This window comes from Burkholderia sp. MSMB2157WGS (assembly GCF_001532755.1).
Taxonomy (GTDB): domain Bacteria; phylum Pseudomonadota; class Gammaproteobacteria; order Burkholderiales; family Burkholderiaceae; genus Burkholderia.
The window spans coordinates 159391-179198 of record NZ_LPJG01000010.1 but is presented as its reverse complement, the minus strand read 5'-3'; the positions used below and the strand labels follow the sequence as shown (position 1 = coordinate 179198).

At 68.5% G+C, this 19808-nt stretch carries 20 protein-coding genes; 10 read left to right on the top strand and 10 right to left on the bottom strand.

Annotated elements, in window-relative coordinates; translation table 11 throughout:
* Positions 1-8: 8 nt before the first annotated feature.
* Together WT53_RS04450 and tsaE are read right to left on the bottom strand one after the other, a co-directional pair.
* Complete coding sequence (locus tag WT53_RS04450) at positions 9-1535, bottom strand: N-acetylmuramoyl-L-alanine amidase (RefSeq protein WP_034208227.1); 1527 nt, start codon at positions 1533-1535, stop codon at positions 9-11.
* The gene (gene tsaE, locus WT53_RS04445) at positions 1517-2068 is read right to left on the bottom strand and encodes a tRNA (adenosine(37)-N6)-threonylcarbamoyltransferase complex ATPase subunit type 1 TsaE (RefSeq protein ID WP_060258622.1); all 552 of its coding nucleotides are present in this window, start codon (positions 2066-2068) and stop codon (positions 1517-1519) included. Before tsaE ends, WT53_RS04450 begins: the two co-directional genes overlap by 19 nt.
* A 17-nt stretch (positions 2069-2085) precedes the next feature.
* On the opposite strand from tsaE, the gene queG reads away from it, so the two are divergent.
* From queG to xerD, 3 genes are all read left to right on the top strand, one after another.
* On the top strand, positions 2086-3321 hold the full coding sequence (gene queG, locus WT53_RS04440) for a tRNA epoxyqueuosine(34) reductase QueG (RefSeq protein WP_060258618.1): 1236 nt from the start codon (positions 2086-2088) through the stop codon (positions 3319-3321).
* A gap of 65 nt (positions 3322-3386) precedes the next feature.
* Positions 3387-3857, top strand: coding sequence for a methylated-DNA--[protein]-cysteine S-methyltransferase (locus WT53_RS04435; RefSeq protein WP_034208224.1), 471 nt, complete (start codon positions 3387-3389; stop codon positions 3855-3857).
* The gene (xerD, locus tag WT53_RS04430; RefSeq protein WP_060258613.1) at positions 3854-4804 is read left to right on the top strand and encodes a site-specific tyrosine recombinase XerD; all 951 of its coding nucleotides are present in this window, start codon (positions 3854-3856) and stop codon (positions 4802-4804) included. Before WT53_RS04435 ends, xerD begins: the two co-directional genes overlap by 4 nt.
* A 66-nt stretch (positions 4805-4870) precedes the next feature.
* Here the strand turns inward: xerD and WT53_RS04425 are convergent, their stop codons facing one another.
* Positions 4871-6433, bottom strand: a complete 1563-nt coding sequence (locus tag WT53_RS04425) for a class I adenylate-forming enzyme family protein (protein WP_060258610.1) — start codon at positions 6431-6433, stop codon at positions 4871-4873.
* Positions 6434-6673: 240 nt separating this feature from the next.
* Here WT53_RS04425 and ybaK point away from each other — a divergent pair, with 240 nt between their 5' ends.
* Together ybaK and plsY are read left to right on the top strand one after the other, a co-directional pair.
* The gene (gene ybaK / locus WT53_RS04420) at positions 6674-7165 is read left to right on the top strand and encodes a Cys-tRNA(Pro) deacylase (protein ID WP_060258606.1); all 492 of its coding nucleotides are present in this window, start codon (positions 6674-6676) and stop codon (positions 7163-7165) included.
* A 116-nt stretch (positions 7166-7281) separates the two neighbouring features.
* Positions 7282-7920 (top strand): glycerol-3-phosphate 1-O-acyltransferase PlsY, encoded by a 639-nt coding sequence (gene plsY / locus WT53_RS04415; RefSeq protein WP_060258603.1) that lies wholly within the window; start codon positions 7282-7284, stop codon positions 7918-7920.
* Between the two features lie 79 nt (positions 7921-7999).
* Here the strand turns inward: plsY and WT53_RS04410 are convergent, their stop codons facing one another.
* Positions 8000-8485, bottom strand: coding sequence for a YajQ family cyclic di-GMP-binding protein (locus WT53_RS04410; protein ID WP_034208219.1), 486 nt, complete (start codon positions 8483-8485; stop codon positions 8000-8002).
* Between the two features lie 136 nt (positions 8486-8621).
* Between WT53_RS04410 and murB the strand changes: the two genes are divergently transcribed.
* Positions 8622-9671 (top strand): UDP-N-acetylmuramate dehydrogenase, encoded by a 1050-nt coding sequence (gene murB, locus WT53_RS04405; RefSeq protein ID WP_060258600.1) that lies wholly within the window; start codon positions 8622-8624, stop codon positions 9669-9671.
* A gap of 87 nt (positions 9672-9758) precedes the next feature.
* Here the strand turns inward: murB and argF are convergent, their stop codons facing one another.
* Positions 9759-10688 carry an ornithine carbamoyltransferase gene (argF, locus tag WT53_RS04400; RefSeq protein WP_006482207.1) on the bottom strand — a complete coding sequence of 310 codons (930 nt, stop codon included), beginning with the start codon at positions 10686-10688 and terminating at the stop codon, positions 9759-9761.
* Between the two features lie 412 nt (positions 10689-11100).
* On the opposite strand from argF, the gene WT53_RS04395 reads away from it, so the two are divergent.
* Positions 11101-11421: a DUF3579 domain-containing protein gene (locus WT53_RS04395; RefSeq protein WP_011546046.1), complete on the top strand. Its 321-nt coding sequence runs from the start codon at positions 11101-11103 to the stop codon at positions 11419-11421.
* Between the two features lie 156 nt (positions 11422-11577).
* On the opposite strand, the gene rpsT is transcribed toward WT53_RS04395, so the two are convergent.
* The gene (rpsT, locus tag WT53_RS04390) at positions 11578-11850 is read right to left on the bottom strand and encodes a 30S ribosomal protein S20 (RefSeq protein WP_006482211.1); all 273 of its coding nucleotides are present in this window, start codon (positions 11848-11850) and stop codon (positions 11578-11580) included.
* 302 nt (positions 11851-12152) lie between these two features.
* Between rpsT and murJ the strand changes: the two genes are divergently transcribed.
* Entirely contained in the window at positions 12153-13703 is a 1551-nt protein-coding gene (gene murJ, locus WT53_RS04385) for a murein biosynthesis integral membrane protein MurJ (protein ID WP_059782205.1), read from the top strand.
* A gap of 8 nt (positions 13704-13711) precedes the next feature.
* Positions 13712-14554 carry a SirB1 family protein gene (locus tag WT53_RS04380; protein WP_011546044.1) on the top strand — a complete coding sequence of 281 codons (843 nt, stop codon included), beginning with the start codon at positions 13712-13714 and terminating at the stop codon, positions 14552-14554.
* A 240-nt stretch (positions 14555-14794) separates the two neighbouring features.
* On the opposite strand, the gene adk is transcribed toward WT53_RS04380, so the two are convergent.
* The 4 genes from adk to lpxK all read right to left on the bottom strand — a co-directional run bounded on the left by adk (position 14795) and on the right by lpxK (position 17784).
* Positions 14795-15457 (bottom strand): adenylate kinase, encoded by a 663-nt coding sequence (gene adk, locus WT53_RS04375; protein ID WP_034208216.1) that lies wholly within the window; start codon positions 15455-15457, stop codon positions 14795-14797.
* A 208-nt stretch (positions 15458-15665) separates the two neighbouring features.
* Positions 15666-16457: a 3-deoxy-manno-octulosonate cytidylyltransferase gene (gene kdsB, locus WT53_RS04370; protein WP_034208215.1), complete on the bottom strand. Its 792-nt coding sequence runs from the start codon at positions 16455-16457 to the stop codon at positions 15666-15668.
* A 123-nt stretch (positions 16458-16580) separates the two neighbouring features.
* Positions 16581-16775, bottom strand: coding sequence for a Trm112 family protein (locus tag WT53_RS04365; protein WP_006482216.1), 195 nt, complete (start codon positions 16773-16775; stop codon positions 16581-16583).
* On the bottom strand, positions 16756-17784 hold the full coding sequence (lpxK, locus tag WT53_RS04360) for a tetraacyldisaccharide 4'-kinase (protein ID WP_027812762.1): 1029 nt from the start codon (positions 17782-17784) through the stop codon (positions 16756-16758). The genes WT53_RS04365 and lpxK overlap by 20 nt, the downstream gene beginning before the upstream one ends.
* 451 nt (positions 17785-18235) lie before the next feature.
* Here lpxK and xseA point away from each other — a divergent pair, with 451 nt between their 5' ends.
* Positions 18236-19618 carry an exodeoxyribonuclease VII large subunit gene (gene xseA / locus WT53_RS04355; RefSeq protein WP_060258596.1) on the top strand — a complete coding sequence of 461 codons (1383 nt, stop codon included), beginning with the start codon at positions 18236-18238 and terminating at the stop codon, positions 19616-19618.
* The last annotated feature ends 190 nt before the right edge of the window (positions 19619-19808 follow it).

Sequence of the window (19808 nt, the reverse complement as noted above, 5' to 3'; positions counted from 1 at the left end):
GGCGGCGCTCAGGCCATCCGGTTCTTCGCGAGCGGCGGATTCGCGGCGAAATAGCGCTTGATGCCGCGGAAGATCGCGTCGGCCATCTCGTCGCGATAACTGTCGTCGTTGAGCCGGCGCTCTTCGTCCGGGTTGCTGATGAATGCGGTTTCGACGAGGATCGACGGAATGTCGGGCGCCTTCAGCACCGCGAACCCGGCCTGCTCGACCGAGCCCTTGTGCAGCTTGTTGATCCCGCCCACTTCCTTCAGCACGTAGTTGCCGTAGCGCAGCGAGTCGCGGATCTGCGCGGTCGTCGACATGTCGAACAGCGCGCGGTTCACTGCCGCGTCCGCCGTCTTGATGTTGATGCCGCCGATCAGGTCCGACGAATTTTCCTTGTTCGCCATCCAGCGCGCCGCGGCGCTCGTCGCGCCGTGGTCGGACAGCGCGAACACCGACGAGCCGCGCGCGGACGGTGTCGTGAACGCGTCCGCGTGGATCGACACGAAGAGATCCGCGCCGACGCGGCGTGCTTTCTGCACGCGCACGTTCAGCGGCACGAAGAAATCGGCGTCGCGCGTCATCATCGCGCGCATGTTCGGTGCGGCGTCGATCTTCGCGCGCAGCTTCTTCGCGATGTCGAGCGCGATGTGCTTCTCGTACGTGCCGGCGCCGCCGATCGCGCCCGGATCCTCGCCGCCGTGGCCCGGGTCGATCGCGACCGTCAGCAGGCGCACGGTGCCGCCCTTGCCGGATTTCGGCGCGGTGAACTTGTAGGTGTCGCCGTCGTCGTCGCTGTCGTCGCGGCGCGCGATGACGGGCGGCGGCTTGACGGCCGGCTTCGCGGGCGTCGACGGCGTGCCGGCGGCCGGCGGCGCATGCGGCGTGGCCGGCGTGTTCTGCGCGAAACGCTGGAAGAATGCGTCGCTGTTGTCGCCCGTGGCGGGCGGCGGCGTGCCCGGGCCGGCCAGCGCCGGCGGCGGCTGCATCTGCTGCGCGCGCGCGGTGTCGTTGAGCGCCTGTTCCTTGCGTTCCGTCTGCGCGATCAGGTCGGACAGTGGATCGGGCGCGACGGCCGGATACAGGTCGAACACGAGCCGGTACTTGTACGTGCCGACGGGCGGCAGCGTGAACACCTGCGGCTTCACCGAGCCTTTCAGGTCGAACACCATCCGCACGACGTGCGGCTGATACTGGCCGACGCGCACCGACTGGATCTGCGGATCGTTCGGCGCGATCTTCGATACGAGGTCGCGCAGCGCCTGGTCCAGGTCGAGGCCGCTCAGGTCGACGACGAGCCGGTCGGGACCCTGCAGCAACTGTTGGCTATTCTGCAGCGGCTGGTCGGATTCGATCGTGACGCGCGTGTAATCGCGCGCGGGCCACACGCGCACGCCGAGCACCGACGACGCGTGCGCGAGTCGCGGCGCGACGAGACCGAGCACCAGCGTCGACGCCCCCGCGCGCAGAATTTGACGGCGCCGCCAGTTGTGCGTCGCGGTGGCCGCCGATTCGATCGAGCGGAACGGTTTGATCAACATCTTTCGAGACATGCCTTTCCTGAAGCGCTGTACGCACGGACGGTGAGGGCGCGGCCGTCGCCGTCCACGTCGAGCGAGAAAACCAGATCGGGCACGCCGAGCAGGGCGCCCGCCCGTTGTGGCCATTCGACGAGGCAGATCGCGCTGGAATTGAAATATTCGCGAAAACCTGCATCGGACCATTCGGCCGGATCGTTGAATCGATACAGATCGAAGTGATAGACCTCGAGTTCCCCATCGCTGCGTTCGAGCGCGTACGGCTCGACGAGCGTATAGGTCGGGCTGCGCACGCGCCCCGAGTGGCCGAGGCCGCGCAGGATCGCGCGCACGAGGGTCGTCTTGCCCGCGCCGAGATCGCCGACCAGCTGGACCTGCAGCCCGTCGAACGCATGGGCGCGGTCGAGCTCGATGCGTGCAGCGTCGAGCGCGTGCGCGAAACGCGTGCCGAAGGCCTCGGTTGCCGCTTCGTCGGCGAGCGCGACCACGCGTTCCGCGAGCGGGGCGGGCAACGTGGGCTGAGGCGGTTGGCTGGACGTGGCTGGCATTCTCGTAAAATAGTGCGATGAACCGACTACCGGAACGCGCCGCATCCGACAGGCCTTCGACTCGTGACGAAGGCGCGGCGCCGTGCGCGCTCGACGATGCGGCGTTGACTGCGCTCGCCGCTCGCATCAGGGCGTGGGGGCGCGAATTGGGTTTCGGGGCGATCGGCATCAGCGATACCGATCTCTCGGATGCCGAAGCAGGCCTCGCCGCCTGGCTGGAAGCCGGATACCACGGCGAAATGGATTATATGGCCAAACATGGGATGAAACGCGCGCGGCCGGCCGAACTTGTGGCCGGTACGCGACGCGTGATCTCCGTGCGGCTCGCCTATTTGCCGGCCCAGACGCGCGCCGACGGTGCGTCCGGCGGCGAGCCCGGTGCGCTCGTCGCGCACGACTGGCGCGCGCGCGAACGGGCGCGGCTCGACGATCCGCAGGCGGCCGTCGTGTCGATCTATGCGCGCGGCCGCGACTATCACAAGGTGCTGCGCAACCGGCTGCAGACGCTCGCGGAGCGCATCGAACACGAGATCGGCGGGTTCGGCTACCGCGTGTTCACCGATTCGGCGCCCGTGCTCGAAGTCGAGCTCGCGCAGAAGGCCGGGGTCGGCTGGCGCGGCAAGCATACGCTGCTGCTGCAGCGCGATGCCGGCTCGCTGTTCTTTCTCGGCGAGATCTACGTCGACCTGCCGCTGCCGACCGATGCGCACACGTCGCCCGACACCGCGCCCGAGACGCCCGGCGCGCATTGCGGCAGTTGCACGCGCTGCCTCGACGCGTGCCCGACCGGCGCGATCGTCGAGCCGTACCGCGTCGATGCGCGCCGCTGCATTTCGTATCTGACGATCGAACTGAAAGGCAGCATCCCCGAGCCGCTGCGGCCGATGATCGGCAATCGCGTGTACGGCTGCGACGACTGCCAGCTCGTGTGCCCGTGGAACAAGTTCGCGCAGGCCGCGCCCGTCGCCGATTTCGACGTGCGGCACGGCCTCGACCGCGCGACGCTCGTCGAGCTGTTCGCGTGGGACGCCGACGCGTTCGATACGCGGATGCAGGGCAGCGCGATCCGGCGCATCGGCTACGAAAGCTGGCTGCGCAATCTCGCGGTCGGGCTCGGCAATGCGCTGCGCGCCGGCACGGACCGGCTCGACCGGCCCGCGCGCGACGCGATCGTTGCCGCGCTGCGCGCGCGGGCCGACGATCCGTCGCCCGTCGTGCGCGAGCATGTCGAATGGGCGCTGCGAGCCGCGTGAAGGCGGCGTAAAGTGTCGTCGGCGCGCGGTCAGGGCCGCGCGCATCCCCCGGTCAGGAGAAGGCAATGTTCAACGCAGTCATCGACGCGCCGTTCGGCAAGGTCGGCATCCGCACCGATGCCGCGGTGGTGCGCGAGATCGTCTATCTGCCCGAGTCGATGAAGTCGGTCGAGCCGGATTCGGCGCTCGCGAAACGCGCGGTCGAGCAGATCGAACGTTATTTCGAGCGCGCGTCCGCCCGCTTCGACCTGCCGCTCGCCGACGTCGGCAGCGCATTCCAGCACCGCGTGTGGGACGTGATCAGCGCTATCCCGCCCGGTACGGTGCTGACCTACGGCCAGGTCGCGAAGCGGATCGGCAGCGCGCCGCGCGCGGTCGGCCAGGCGTGCGGCGCGAACTACTTCCCGCTCGTGATTCCGTGCCATCGCGTCGTCGCGGCGGGCGGCCTCGGCGGGTTCGCGAACCACGACGACAATGGTTATTACCAGCAAGTGAAGCGCTGGCTGCTGACGCACGAGGGCGTGCCGTACCGATGAGCGAACCGCTGATTTCCCCCGAAGCCGACGGCGATGCCGTCGCGGCGTCGCCCGCGCTGCTCGCGAGCCGCGCGTCGATCGACGTGTTCTGCGATGCGCTGTGGCTCGAACACGGGCTCGCGCGCAACACGCTCGATGCGTACCGGCGCGACCTGGCGCTGTTTTCCCAATGGCTGGCCGCGACGCACGACGCGCCGCTCGACTCGGCCGACGAGGCGATGGTGACGGGCTACATCGCCGCGCGCAGCGACGGCAAGGCGACGTCGTCGAACCGGCGCCTGTCCGTGTTCCGCCGCTATTACGGCTGGGCCGTGCGCGAGCATCGCGCGAGCGCCGACCCGACGCTGCGGATCACGTCGGCGAAACAGGCGGCCCGGTTTCCGTCGACGCTGTCCGAGGCGCAGGTCGAGGCGCTGCTTGGTGCGCCCGACATCGGCACGCCGCTCGGCCTGCGCGATCGCACGATGCTCGAGCTGATGTATGCGAGCGGGCTGCGCGTGAGCGAGCTCGTGACGCTGAAGACGGTCGAGGTCGGCCTCAACGAAGGCGTCGTGCGCGTGATGGGCAAGGGTGCGAAGGAGCGGCTCGTGCCGTTCGGCGAAGTCGCGCACGGCTGGATCGAACGCTACCTGCGCGACGCGCGGCCGGCGCTGCTCGGCGCGCGCGCGGCCGACGCGCTGTTCGTGACCGCGCGCGGCGACGGGATGACGCGCCAGCAGTTCTGGAACATCATCAAGCGGCACGCGCAGCAGGCCGACGTGCGCGCGCACCTGTCGCCGCACACGCTGCGGCATGCATTCGCGACGCACCTGCTGAACCACGGCGCCGACCTGCGCGTCGTGCAGCTACTGCTCGGCCACAGCGACATCTCGACCACGCAGATCTATACGCACGTCGCGCGCGAGCGGCTCAAGACGCTGCACGCGCAGCACCACCCGCGCGGCTGACGCGCGATGCGTGCATGCGGCGCGGCACGCGCGCCGATGCGGGCTCACCCGTGTGCGGCGGCCGCGTCAGACCAGTTCGCGCAGCCGGTGCTTGAGCACCTTGCCGGTCGACGCGGCCGGCAGGGCAGCGAGTACGCGGATATGCGCAGGGCGTTTGTAAGCCGCGAGCCGGTCCGCGCACCATGCGTGCAATGCCGCCTCGTCCGCCGTCGCGCCCGGCACCAGCTCGACGAACGCGAGCACTTCCTCGTTGCCTTCGATCGCGCGGCCGATCACGGCCGCCTGCACGACGTCCGGATGCGCGTTCAGCACCTGTTCGACCTCGACCGGATACACGTTGAAGCCCGAGCGGATGATCAGTTCCTTGCTGCGGCCCGCGATCGTCACCGCGCCGTCCGCGTCCTGCCGCGCGAGATCGCCGGTGCTCAGCCAGCCGTCCGGCGACACGGCCGCGCGCGTCGCGTCCGCGTCGCGGTAGTAACCGAGCATCACGTTCGGCCCGCGCACGCGGATCTCGCCGACTTCGCCGCGCGGCACGTCGGTGCCGTCCGGCGCGACGATCCGCATGTCGACGCCCGGAATCGGCACGCCGACCGAACTGTCCGTGCGCGGCGCGTCGAGCGGCGTCTGCGTGATCGTCGGGCTGCTTTCGGTCATCCCGTAGCCGTTGTGCAGCGGCACGCCGTACAGGCGCTCGACGCGCGCCTTCAGATTCGCATCGAGCGGCGAGCCGCCCGAATACGCGAAGCGCAGCCGCGGCGCGCGCCAGGCGTGACCGTGCGTGTGCAGGTGTTCGAGCAGCTTCGCGTGCATCGCGGGCACGCCCTGGAAGATGGTGACGCCTTCGTCGGCGAGCGCGACGCGGACGGCTTCCGGCGAGAAGCGCGGCGCGAGCCGCAGCGTCGCGCCCGCGTACAGGCTGCCCAGGCACACCGACGCGAGCCCGTATACGTGGGACACGGGCAGCACCGTGTAGACGACGTCGTCGGGCGACACGCGGCGCAGCGTGCTCGACGTCGCCGCGATGAACAGCAGGTTGCGGTGCGACAGCATCACGCCTTTCGGCATGCCGGTCGTGCCCGTCGTGTAGATCAACGCCGCGCATTGCTCGGCGCCGTCGGCGGCCACCGGTTCGGCGGGCGCGCCCGCATCGACCCGATACGACCACGCGCCGATGTCGATCGGCAGCGCGCCGGCGGGTGCGGCGCCGAGCCGCTCGGCATGGGCGCGCGCATCGGGGGATACGTCCGTCGTGAACGCGACCAGCTTCGGGCGCGCGTGCGCGGCGATCGCGTCGAGCTCGGCGGCCGACAGCCGCGCGTTCGACAGGAGCGCCCACGCGTCGAGGCGCGCGGCCGCGAACAGCAGCACGATCTGCGCGACGCAGTTTTCCGCGACGATCATCACGCGGTCGCCGCCTTGCACGCCGAGGCTCGCCAGCCGTGCTGCCGCCGCTTCGATGGCCCGCGCCAGCTCGCCGTACGACAGGCGGCGCGCATCTTCGATCAGCGCCGGATGCGCAGGCGCTTGCGCGGCCCGATGGGCGGGCACGTCGGCGATGCGACGCGGCAGCGCGGCGAGCAGCGCATCGACGTCGAGCGATTCGGATGAGCGGCGAGGCGAGGACATGGCGTCTCCAGAAGAGGGGCCGGCGGCGGCCGACGATATTTGCGAACGATCGTGCCATGGCTGAGCGCGCGCCACAATCGGCCAATCGGGCAATAGCGCTTCGCGATGTCCGCAACGATGACGCGTGCGATCGTCGTCAAGAGGCGGCGGGCCACCCGGCGGAAAAACGGGCCGCGAGTATACCGTCGGCGCGGGCATGCCATTGCGCGCGCGCCGATCGTTCGCCATTAAAATGCCGCCATGAGCAAATCCAGACACGTGTCCGAAACCCCCGCGACCCAGTTGCTGCGCCGCCACGGCGTCGCATTCGGCGAGCATCCGTACGAATACGTCGAGCACGGCGGCACCGGCGAATCGGCGCGTCAGCTCGGCGTCGACGAGCATCGCGTCGTGAAGACGCTCGTGATGGAAGACGAACACGCGAAGCCGTTGATCGTGCTGATGCACGGCGACCGCACCGTGTCGACGAAGAATCTCGCGCGGCAGATCGGCGCGAAGCGGGTCGAGCCGTGCAAGCCCGAGGTCGCGAACCGCCATTCGGGCTATCTCGTCGGCGGCACGTCGCCGTTCGGCACACGCAAGGCGATGCCCGTCTACGTCGAGGCGACGATCCTCGAATTGCCGACGATCTACCTGAACGGCGGCCGGCGCGGCTACCTCGTCAGCCTCGCGCCGGCGGTGCTCACGTCGCTGCTCCGCGCGCAGCCCGTGCAGTGCGCGAGCGTCGACTGAGGGTTTCACCTTCGTGGCAGTCCGCGCCCGTTCGGTAGAATGGGCGCCGTTTCGGCTTGCCGGCTTGCCGCGCACCGCCGTCCCTTTCCCGATACGTTGAAAGAAGAGTTCCCCGCATGCAGATCCTGCTCGCCGCCCTCGTTGCCTACCTGATCGGTTCGGTGTCGTTCGCCGTCGTCGTCAGTTCCGTGATGGGCCTGGCCGACCCGCGCTCGTATGGATCGAAGAATCCCGGCGCGACCAACGTACTGCGCAGCGGCAACAAGAAGGCCGCGATCCTGACGCTCGTCGGCGACGCGTTCAAGGGCTGGATCGCCGTCTGGCTCGCCCGGCGCTTCGGGCTGCCCGACGTCGCGGTCGCGTGGGTCGCGATCGCCGTGTTCCTCGGCCATCTGTACCCGGTGTTCTTCCGCTTCCAGGGCGGCAAGGGCGTCGCGACCGCGGCCGGCGTGCTGCTCGCCGTGCACCCGGTGCTCGGGCTCGCGACCGCGCTGACCTGGCTGATCGTCGCGTTCTTCTTCCGCTATTCGTCGCTCGCGGCGCTGGTGGCGGCCGTGTTCGCACCGGTGTTCGACGTGTTCCTGTTCGGCACCGGCCATAACCCGATCGCCTGGGCCGTGCTCGCGATGAGCGTGCTGCTCGTGTGGCGTCACCGCGGCAACATTTCGAAGCTGCTGGCGGGGCAGGAGAGCCGGATCGGCGACAAGAAGAAGGCGGCCGCGGACGGCGGCGCGCAGGACGGCGGAAAAGCCTGAGAACGCGCGGCGCTTGCCGCGCGCCGGGCGCGCCGCGTAGGCGGGGCCCGGCCGGACGACGCGACGGGCCGGCGGTCGGTCAGTCGCGGAAGTTGTTGAAGTCGAGCGGCGTGTCGGTCACGTCCTTGCGCAGCATCGCGATCGTGCTTTGCAGGTCGTCGCGTTTCGCGCCCGAGATGCGCACCGCGTCGCCCTGGATGCTCGCCTGCACCTTGATCTTGCTGTCCTTCACGAGGCGCACGATCTTTTTCGCGAGGTCGCCCGTCACGCCTTTCTTCACGGTGACGATCTGCTTGACCTTGTCGCCGCCGATCTTCTCGACCTTGCCGTAGTCGAGGAAGCGCACGTCGACGTTGCGCTTGGCCAGCTTGCCGATCAGCACGTCCTTGACCTGGCCGAGCTTGAAATCGTCGTCGGCGAACAGCGTCAGTTCGCGTTCCTTCTGCTCGACGCGTGCGTCGGAGCCCTTGAAGTCGAAGCGCGTCGAGATTTCCTTGTTCGACTGCTCGATGGCGTTCTTCACTTCGATCATGTTCGCTTCGGAAACGACGTCGAACGATGGCATGGCATTCTCCCTTGAGATGCGGGCGCCCGGCTCGCGCGCGGGCACTCGCTATAATTGCGGACTGTTTGCCATTTTACCGATGCCCCTCCGTTTGCCCAAGGCCGGCCATGCGCCGCCCGGGCCGACGTGACCGCGAATGCCGATGCCTCCTGACGATTCCGCCCTGTCGCTGCTTCCCGATCATCCGCTCGCCGCGCACAACACGTTCGGCATCACCGCGCGCGCGCGTTTCGCCGCGCGCATCACCCGGGCGGCCCAGTTCGAGGCGCTGCATCGCGACCCGCGGGTCGCGAACCTGCCGCAGCTCGTGCTCGGCGGCGGCAGCAATATCGTGTTCACGCGCGATTTCGACGGCGTCGTGCTGCTCGACGAGATCGCGGGCCGCGGGGTCGTGCGCGAGGACGACGACGCGTGGTACGTCGAGGCCGGCGGCGGCGAGAACTGGCACGCGTTCGTCGCGTGGACGCTCGAGCACGGGATGCCGGGCCTCGAGAATCTCGCGCTGATCCCGGGCACCGTCGGCGCCGCGCCGATCCAGAACATCGGCGCGTACGGCCTCGAGATGAAGGCGTATTTCGATTCCCTGGTCGCGGTCGAGCTGGCGACGGGGCGCCGCGAGCGTTTCGACGCCGCGCGCTGCGCGTTCGGCTATCGCGACAGTTTCTTCAAGCGGGAAGGGCGCGGCCGGTTCGCGATCGTCGCGGTGACGTTCCGGCTGCCGAAGCAATGGGCGCCGCGGCTCGGCTATGCGGACGTCACGCGCGAACTCGACGCGCGCGGCATCGCGCCCGATGCGGCGACGCCGCGCGACGTGTTCGACGCGGTCGTCGCGATCCGACGCGCGAAGCTGCCCGACCCGCTGGTGCTCGGCAATGCGGGCAGCTTCTTCAAGAATCCGGTGATCGACGCCGCGCAGTTCGATGCATTGCGCGCCCGCGCGCCGGAGATCGTGTCGTATCCGCAGCCGGACGGGCACGTGAAGCTCGCGGCCGGCTGGCTGATCGACCGCTGCGGCTGGAAGGGTCGCGCGCTCGGGGCGGCGGCCGTGCACGACCGCCAGGCGCTCGTGCTCGTCAATCGCGGCGGCGCGACCGGCGCCGACGTGCTCGCGCTGGCGCGGGCGATCCAGGCCGACGTGCGCGCGCGGTTCGGCGTCGAGCTGGAGGCGGAGCCGGTCTGTCTGTAACGCAGTGCGCGCGCCGGTTCGGGCGCATCCAAACGAAAAGCGCCGATCGTCGACCGGCGCTTTTTTACGCGTGCGCGTTGCGGCGCGTCAGTGCTTGAGGCGGCCGAGCAGCAGGAACTCCATCAGCGCCTTCTGCACGTGCAGGCGGTTTTCCGCTTCGTCCCACACGACGCTTTGCGGGCCGTCGATCACGCCGGCCGTCACTTCCTCGCCGCGGTGCGCGGGCAGGCAGTGCATGAAGAGCGCATCCGGATTCGCATGGCCCATCATTTCCTCGTCGACGCACCAGTCGGCGAATGCCTGCTTGCGCGCCTCGTTCTCGGCCTCGAAACCCATGCTCGTCCATACGTCGGTCGTCACGAGATCGGCGCCCTTGCACGCTTCGTTCGGATCGTCGAACACCTCGTAGAACGGCGCGCTGTCGGGCGACACGAGCTTCATGTCGAGCGCGTAGCCGGGCGGCGTCGACAGGCGCAGCTTGAAGCCGAGGATCTGCGCGGCTTCGATCCACGTGTACAGCATGTTGTTCGCGTCGCCGACCCACGCGACGGTCTTGCCGGCGATCGGGCCGCGGTGTTCGTAGTACGTGAAGATGTCGGCGAGCACCTGGCACGGGTGATATTCGTTGGTCAGGCCGTTGATCACCGGCACGCGGGAGTTCTGCGCGAAGCGCGTGATCACGTCCTGCTCGAACGTGCGGATCATGATGATGTCGACCATTCGCGAGATGACCTGCGCGGAATCCTCGACGGGTTCGCCGCGGCCGAGCTGCGTGTCGCGCGTGCTCATGAAGACGGCGTGGCCGCCGAGCTGGAAGATCCCGGCCTCGAACGACAGGCGCGTGCGCGTCGAGCTCTTCTCGAAGATCATCGCGAGCGTGCGGTCGTGCAGCGGGTGATAGGTCTCGTAGTTCTTGAACTTGCGCTTCAGGATACCCGTGCGTTCGAGCACGTACTCGTAGTCTTCCAGCGAGAAATCCTTGAACTGCAGGTAGTGACGAATGGTTTTGGCGGTCATGAAACGAAATACGGCGGGTCTCACCCGGCAGCGAGGCCGGACGGCGCCGCCGTCGGGTGTGGATAACTCAAAGCAGCATAAAGGATTTTCCGTGCTTTGACGAGCCGTGGCGCGACGCGACGCGGGATCGCCGCGTACGGCCGGCGGCGCGGGAGCGGGGGTGTCGGGACGACGCGCGATGGCGCGCTGCGGTATAATCCGAAAGTTTTCTCCAGCCCGGCAGGCAAGGCTTTTCGCGCTCTGCCGGACACAAGCCGTGCGCTGCACACATCCGGTGCAGTCCACCGGCGGCGCGCCTCGACGCCCCGTTTTCGGGATATCGATCGGCTCGTGCCGCCGACCCTCCAGCTTTGTGTTCGCGTACCCAGGCGCCGTTGCCTGGGCATCGCCGGGCCGTCACTTGGGTAACCACATGGCTGAAACCCCTCCGACCGAATTTTTCATCCAGGGCATCACGAAAGACGGGAAAAAGTTTCGCCCGAGCGACTGGTCGGAACGCCTGGCCGGTGTGATGGCCTGCTTCGGGCCGGGGGCGAGCGGGCCGAATGCGCGTCTCAAGTATTCGCTGTACGTGCGCCCGACGATGCTCGGCGACCTGAAATGCGTGATCCTCGATTCGCGGTTGCGCGACATCGAGCCGATGGCGTTCGATTTCGTGCTGAATTTCGCGAAGGACAACAACCTCGTCGTGACCGAGGCGTGCGAGCTGCCGGACTACAACACGAAGAAGTGAGTGGTGTCGACGGGCGAGGGCGCGTGCCGCGCCTGCCCGGACGAATGCCGCCGCCGTGCGTGATGCGCAGGCGACAGGCAACAAAAAAACCCGCATTCGCGGGTTTTTTTGCGATCGCAGGAAACAGGAGCGCCCGCGCAGGCGGGCGCACCAGATTTACGCTGCTGCCTGCAGGCCCTTGACGGCTGCGGCCAGGCGGCTCTTGCTGCGAGCGGCCTTGTTCTTGTGAACGATCTTCTTGTCGGCGATCGTGTCGATCGTCTTCACGGCAGCCTTGAACAGTTCGGCAGCCTTTGCCTGGTCGCCGGCTTCAACGGCCTTGCGAACCGACTTGATCGCGGTACGGAATTTCGAGCGCAGCGCCGAGTTGTGCGAATTTGCCTTCGCGGCTTGGCGGGCGCGCTTGCGTGCTTGTGCGGAGTTAGCCATGACGGTTCCTTATCCTGTCCTGTTTCCAGAGCTTGGAGCCTAGACGGCCAAGCGCTGCTTTTCGATCCGTCCCCTGAGAGCGATTGCCCAGGGGCGCATAAAAAACGGTGATTTTACCGGAGCCGACCCATGGAAACGTCAGGCGCAACGCATGTGGCAAGCCCAGAAACGGCGGATTATAGCAACAAAATCAAGCGCGTGGCAAGTTTGGCGTCGCCCACGCATGCCGGGCAGGTGCGGCGGGTGCGCTTTTCGGCATCCGGCCATGCCGTGCCGCGCAACGTCCGTATAATAAGCGCCCCATGAATCTATTCCGAGCCCTGCTGACGGTCAGCGGCTTCACGCTGCTGTCGCGCGTGACCGGACTGGCCCGCGAGACGCTGATCGCCCGTGCGTTCGGCGCCAGTCAATACACCGACGCGTTCTACGTCGCCTTCCGTATTCCGAACCTGCTGCGCCGCCTGTCCGCCGAAGGCGCGTTCTCGCAGGCGTTCGTGCCGATCCTCGCCGAATTCAAGAACCAGCAGGGGCACGATGCGACGAAGGCGCTCGTCGACGCGATGTCCACCGTGCTCGCGTGGGCGCTGGCCGCGCTGTCGGTCGTCGGGATCGCCGGCGCGTCGTGGGTCGTGTTCGCGGTCGCGTCCGGCCTGCACGGCGACGGCCAGGCGTTCCCGCTCGCGGTCACGATGACGCGGATCATGTTCCCGTACATCGTGTTCATTTCGCTGACCACGCTCGCGTCGGGCGTGCTGAACACGTACAAGAGCTTCTCGCTGCCCGCGTTCGCGCCGGTGCTGCTCAACGTCGCGTTCATCGCCGCGGCCGTGTTCGTCGCGCCGCACCTGAAGGTGCCGGTCTACGCGCTCGCGTGGGCCGTCATCGTCGGCGGCGTGCTGCAGTTTCTCGTGCAGTTGCCGGGCCTGAAGAAGATCGACATGGTGCCGCTGATCGGCCTCAACCCGCTGCGTGCGCTGCGTCATCCGGGCGTGAAGCGCGTGCTCGCGAAGATGGTGCCCGCGACGTTCGCGGTGTCCGTCGCGCAACTGTCGCTGATCATCAACACCAACATCGCGTCGCGGCTCGGGCAGGGCGCCGTGTCGTGGATCAATTACGCCGACCGCCTGATGGAATTCCCGACGGCGCTGCTCGGCGTCGCGCTCGGCACGATCCTGCTGCCGAGCCTGTCGAAGGCGCACGTCGACGCCGATTCGCACGAATATTCGGCGCTGCTCGACTGGGGGCTGCGCGTCACGTTCCTGCTCGCGGCGCCGAGCGCGCTCGCGCTGTTCTTCTTCGCGACGCCGCTCACCGCGACGCTGTTCAACTACGGCAAGTTCGACGCGCATACCGTCACGATGGTCGCGCGCGCGCTCGCCACCTACGGGATCGGCCTCGTCGGCATCATCCTGATCAAGATCCTCGCGCCGGGCTTCTATGCGAAGCAGGACATCAAGACGCCCGTGAAGATCGCGATCGGCGTGCTGATCGTCACGCAGCTGTCGAACTACGTGTTCGTGCCGCTGATCGGCCACGCGGGCCTCACGCTGAGCATCGGCGTCGGCGCATGCCTGAACTCGCTGCTGCTGTTCCTCGGGCTGCGCAAGCGCGGCATCTACCAGCCGTCGCCGGGCTGGCTGCGCTTCTTCGTGCAGCTCGTTGGCGCGGCGCTCGTGCTCGCGGGCCTGATGCACTGGTGCGCGATCAGTTTCGACTGGACCGGGATGCGCGCGCAGCCGCTCGATCGCATTGCGCTGATGGCTGCGTGTCTCGTGCTGTTTGCTGCACTATATTTCGGTATGTTGTGGGTGATGGGCTTCAAATACGCTTACTTCAGAAGGCGCGCCAAGTGACGACCGCAATGACCCGCGTCCTCGACTACTTCAGCACGCTCGTGGCGGACGACGACAGTCTGCCCGTGACGGAAGCCGCGCTGTCGTTGGCGCAGGACGCGTATCCCGACCTCGACCTGCAGGGCACGCTGGCCGAACTCGACATGCTGGCGGCGCGGCTGCGCCGGCGGCTGGCCGACGATACGGACCTGAAGGGCCGCGTCGCCGCGCTGAACGACTTCTTCTTCCGCGAGCTCGGCTTCGCGTGCAATCACAACGATTACTACGACCCCGATAACAGCCACCTGAACGCCGTGCTGAAACGACGGCGCGGGATCCCGATCTCGCTGTCGGTGCTGTACCTGGAGCTTGCCGAGCAGATCGGCGTGCCGGCGCGCGGCGTGTCGTTCCCCGGTCATTTCCTGCTGCGCGTGACGCTGCCGGACGGCGACCTGATCATCGATCCGACCAACGGCCATTCGCTGTCCGAAGCCGAGATGGTCGAGATGCTCGAACCGTACGTCGCGCGCGCGGCCGGTGCGGTCGACAGCGCGTTGCGCGCGCTGCTGCAGCCCGCGACGAGCCGCGAGATCATCGCGCGGATGTTGCGCAACCTGAAGACGATCTACTTGCAGACGGAACGCTGGCAGCGGCTGCTCGCGGTGCAGCAGCGGCTCGTGATCCTGTTGCCCGAGCAGCTCGACGAAGTGCGCGACCGCGGCTTCGCATATGCGCGGCTCGACTACCTGCGTCCCGCGCTCGAGGATCTCGAGCAGTATCTCGGCGAGCGGCCGGAGGCGGAAGACGCGACCGTCGTCGAGTCGCAGGTCAGCGAATTGCGGCAGCGGATGCAGCGCGACGGCGAAGATTGAGTCGAGTCGCCCGCGCGTTCGCGGCCGGCATATGGAAGAAACGCCCGCATCGCGGGCGTTTTTCTTGCGCGCGTGCGGTGACGTCGGCCGCATCCGGGCCGCGCCGCCGGCACGACCCGCGCGTTCGCCGATCGTACGGGGGTGCCACAGCGCAGCGGCGACACGTACGCGGTCGTGCACGTCGCAGTAGCCAAAAAAAACCGCCCGGAACGGGCGGCTTGCGGGTGCGCGACGCGCGGCTTACTTCAGTGCGGCAAACGCGCGCTCGCGGATTTCGTCGACGGTGCCGAGGCCCGAGATCTTGCGATACTGCGGCGCCTTCAGGCCGTTCTCCTCGCCGCGCTGCGCCCAGTCGCCGTAGTACGTGATCAGCGGCTTGGTTTGCGCTTCGTACACTTCGAGACGCTTCTTGACGGTTTCTTCCTTGTCGTCGTCGCGCTGGATCAGCGGTTCGCCCGTCACGTCGTCGTGGCCTTCGACCTTCGGCGGGTTGAACTTGACGTGGTACGTGCGGCCCGATGCCGGGTGCGTGCGGCGGCCGCTCATGCGTTCGATGATTTCCGAGAACGGGACGTCGATCTCGAGCACGTAGTCGATCGCGACGCCGGCTTCCTTCATCGCGTCAGCCTGCGCGATCGTGCGCGGGAAACCGTCGAACAGATAGCCGTTCGCGCAGTCGGATTCCTTCAGGCGTTCCTTGACGAGGCCGATGATCAGCGCGTCCGGCACGAGCTTGCCGGCGTCCATGTAGCCCTTCGCCTCGACGCCGAGCGGCGTGCCGGCCTTCACGGCCGCACGCAGCATGTCGCCCGTCGAGATTTGCGGGATGCCGAATTTTTCCTTGATGAAGTTTGCCTGGGTGCCCTTTCCCGCGCCGGGCGCGCCCAACAGGATCAAACGCATGGTGATATCTCCAAGTATGTAGATTCGTGTGGCGAGACACGAAGGCGTCGGCGACAGCGGGCGCGGGGCTTGCCCGGCGCGCGGCGGATCGGTCTGATGCGGCGCGTCGGCCAGGGCGACGCGCGGCTGCCGGCAAGGCCACGGGCGGGGTCAAGCGAGGACGCGCTGGTCGCGGACGGCTCGCACAATCGCCTGATTATGCCACGGGTTATTTTGAACCCGGCTGAAAAAGGGCCTGCACGCGCGCGAGATCGGCGGGCGTGTCGATGCCGGCTTCGGGCGCGGACTCGGTGATCAGCACCGCGATGCGCTCGCCGTGCCACAGCGCGCGCAGCTGTTCGAGCTGCTCGGCCTGTTCGATCGGCGCCTGCGCGAGCGACGGATAGGTGCGCAGGAAACGCGCGCGATACGCATAGAGGCCGATGTGTCGATAGACCGGGAAAGCCGCTGCCGGCATGGCCGCGACGTTCGGCCAGTGCGGCTGATAGGCGTCGCGGCTCCACGGAATCGGCGCGCGCGAGAAGTACAGCGCGACGCTCTGCGCGTCGAGCGCGACCTTCACGACGTTCGGGTTGAATACGTCGGCCGCGTCGTGGATCGGATGAGCCGCGGTTGCGATCGCGCACGCCGGATGCGCGGCCAGGTGCGACGCTACGTCGCGCACGAGCACGGGGTCGATCAGCGGCTCGTCGCCCTGTACGTTGACGACGACGGTGTCGTCGCGCCAGCCGAAGGCCGCCGCGACTTCCGCGAGCCGGTCGGTGCCGGACGGGTGATCGGCGCGGGTGAGCACCGCTTCGAAGCCGTGATCGCGCGCCGCGTCGAGCACGCTCTGCGCGTCGGAGGCGACGAGCACCTGCTGCGCGCCCGCCTCGCGCGCACGCTCGGCGACACGCACGACCATCGGCTTGCCGCCGAGATCGGCGAGCGGCTTGTTCGGGAGCCGCGTCGACGCGAGCCGGGCGGGAATGACGGCGATGAAGGGTTGCGGGTGAGTCATCGGGAGCGTTGGGAAGAACGGGGCGGGCGACGCCGGAAGCCGGTTGCCCGGCGGACTGCGGCGACCCGGCCGGGGCCGGGCCGCCGGTTGCGAATCGGTGCGCCGGGCGAGCGGCGCGGCGGTTCAGCGGCCGGCCGGGTCGACCGGCGTGCCTTCGACGGTCTGGCGCGCTTCGTCGACGAGCATCACCGGGATGCCGTCGCGGATCGGGTAGGCGAGCTTGTCCGCGTTGCAGATCAGCTCCTGCGCGGCACGGTCGTAGTGGAGCGGGCCTTTGCAGATAGGGCACACAATGATTTCAAGCAGGCGAGCGTCCACGGAGTTTCTCCACAACGAGGGCAATGAGGCGAGGGTCGAGCGCGGCTTCGACGGGGACCACCCACAGTCGGGCGTCGCGCCAGGAAGCGCCCAATTTTACTGCATCCTTCTCGGTGATCAGGATCGCATCGACGGCATCGTCGACGAACGGATTGTCGGCGAACGCGTAATGGTCGGGCAGCGCGCGGGTCGCCGGCGCGAGGCCGGCCGCGCGCAGCGTCGCGAAGAAGCGTTCCGGCGCGCCGATGCCGGCCGCGGCGAGCACGCGTTCGTTCGCGAATTGCGACAGCGGGCGGCGCAGCGCGGGCTGGTCGAGGTGCCACGCGGCGCCGGGCGTCAGCGCGAGCGCGTAGGTGTCGGGCCACGGCGGCAGCGCGCCGCTGTACGGATCGTTGACGAGCGTCGCGTCGCGGTGCCGCGACAGCGGCTCGCGCAGCGGGCCGGCCGGCAGCAGGAAGCCGTTGCCGCCGAGCCGGTGGTCGAATACGACGAGTTCGACGGTGCGCGCGAGACGGTAATGCTGCAGGCCGTCGTCGCTGACGATCACGTCGACGTCCGGGTGCGCGGCGCGCAGTGCCTGCGCGGCCGCGACGCGGTCCGGGCACACCCATACGGGCGCGCCGGTGCGGCGCGCGATCAAGAGCGGTTCGTCGCCGGCCGCGCCCGCGCGCGACGCCGGCGTGACGGCGGTCGGCGCCTTCACGTTCGCGCCATAGCCGCGCGACACGACGCCGGGCGTGAAGCCGGCCGCGCGCAGCGCGTCGACGAGTGCGATCACGGTCGGCGTCTTGCCGGTGCCGCCGACGGTCACGTTGCCGACCACGACCACCGGCACGCCGACGTCGACCGGCTGCTTCCAGCCTTGCGCGTAAGCGGTGCGCCGCAACGCCGCGCACAGGCCGAACACGCATGCGAACGGCGTGAGCGCCCACGCGAGCGCGCCGCGCCGCTGCCATTCGCGTGTCAGACGCGCTTCGAGTCGCGCGAGCGGGCCGCCGGGCGCGCTCATCGGGCCGGGCGCGGCGCGTCGTGCGCCGCGGCGAGGGACGGATTCGTCAAGGCGGATTCTCCGTTGGGCGGCGCATGCCGCAGGGTCCGTGGAAGGCGGCACTCTAGCGCGCCGCACGCGGGGGCGGCAAGCGCGATGGGCCGCTGCAGCGTGCGGGGCCGGATCGGGTCGGGCTGTGGATAACTCTGTGAAAAACTCCCCGGTCGATTGCCTCAAACGCCCGTCCGGCGGGCATCGAATCGGATGAGAATCATTCTGAAAGCTTTAAAAAATTATAAAAATCAACGTGTTACAAAGAATTGTCTGGCTTTTTTAGCGGTTTCCGAGCGTTTTACGCGGACGAATGCCAGAGTGTGGACACCTTTGCCGTGCCCGGCGGCGAATGCGGCGGCGCTGGACGTCGCGTGCATGTCGGACTATCGTGACGCCGCCAGCATTCATCCGACCGCCCATGCTTTCCGATTCTCCTTTTTCCGCACCCGGCGCCACGCGCGGCGGCGACGAAGTGATTCCCGTTTCGGCGCTCAATCGTGCGATTTCGACGATGCTCGAGCGTTCGTTTCCGCTGCTGTGGATTTCCGGCGAAGTGTCGAATTTCACGCGCGCGGCGAGCGGCCACTGGTATTTCTCGATCAAGGACCAGCAGGCGCAGATGCGCTGCGTGATGTTCCGCGGCCGCGCGCAATACGCGGAATTCACGCCGCGCGAAGGCGACCGCATCGAGGTGCGCGCGGTCGTCACGATGTACGAGCCGCGCGGCGAAGTGCAGCTCAATGTCGAAGCGGTGCGGCGCACCGGGCAGGGGCGCCTGTACGAGGCGTTCCTGCGGCTGAAGGCGCAACTCGAAGGCGAGGGCCTGTTCGCCCCCGAGCGCAAGCGGCCGTTGCCGGCGCACCCGCGCGCGATCGGCATCGTCACGTCGCTGCAGGCCGCCGCGCTGCGCGACGTGCTGACCACGCTCGCGCGGCGCGCGCCGCACATTCCGGTGATCGTCTATCCGGCCCCCGTGCAGGGCGCCGGTTCCGCCGAAAAGCTCGTCGCGGCCGTCGCGACCGCGAATGCGCGGCGCGAGGTCGACGTGCTGCTGGTTTGTCGCGGCGGCGGCTCGATCGAGGATTTGTGGTCGTTCAACGACGAAGCGCTGGCGCGCGCGATCGCGGCGAGCGAGTTGCCGGTGGTGAGCGGCGTCGGGCACGAAACCGACTTCACGATCGCGGACTTCGCGGCCGACCTGCGCGCGCCGACGCCGACCGGTGCGGCCGAACTCGCGAGCCCGCAGCGCGCGCTGTTGCTGCGCGAGGTCGACGACCGCCGGCGTGCGCTCGCGCGCGGCATGGCGCGCCGGCTCGAGCAGCGTGCACAGCAACTCGACTGGCTCGCGCGCCGGCTCGTGAGCCCGGCCGAGCGGCTGCAGCGGCAGCGCACGCACGTCGAGCAGCTCGCGGTGCGGCTGGCGTCGGCCGCAGCGCGGCCGGTGCGCGATGCACGGGCGCGTTTCGCGCTCGCGCAGCTGCGCTGGCAGCGCGCGCGGCCCGATCCGTCACAGGCGCGCCACGCGCTCGCGGGACTGTCGCAACGGCTCGCGATCGCATTGCAGCGCCGTCATGAACGCGACACGGCGCGTGTGTCAGCCTGTGCGGCGCGGCTCGAGGTGCTGAGCCCGCAGCGCACGCTCGAGCGCGGCTATGCGGCGCTGATCGATGCGCAGACGGGCCGCGCGGTGCGTGCGCCGAACGCGCTGAAGCCGCAGCGGCGCCTGACCGTGCATCTCGCCGAGGGTTCGGCCGACGTGTCGCTCGCCGACGTGCAGCCGCGCCTGACCGATACGATCTGACGTAAGCGGCGCGAGCGAAACGCGACGAACGCCGCAACGCGGGTCGCGCGACCGGGCACGAATGCTGCGCATCGTCGGGTTCGTCCTGCCGGACGTTGCGCCAGCATCGCTTTTCCGCATACCGCGGATAAATGGCCCGTGAGTTTGCGGGGATATTCGTCCTCGCCTACAATCGGACGCTCGGCAGCAT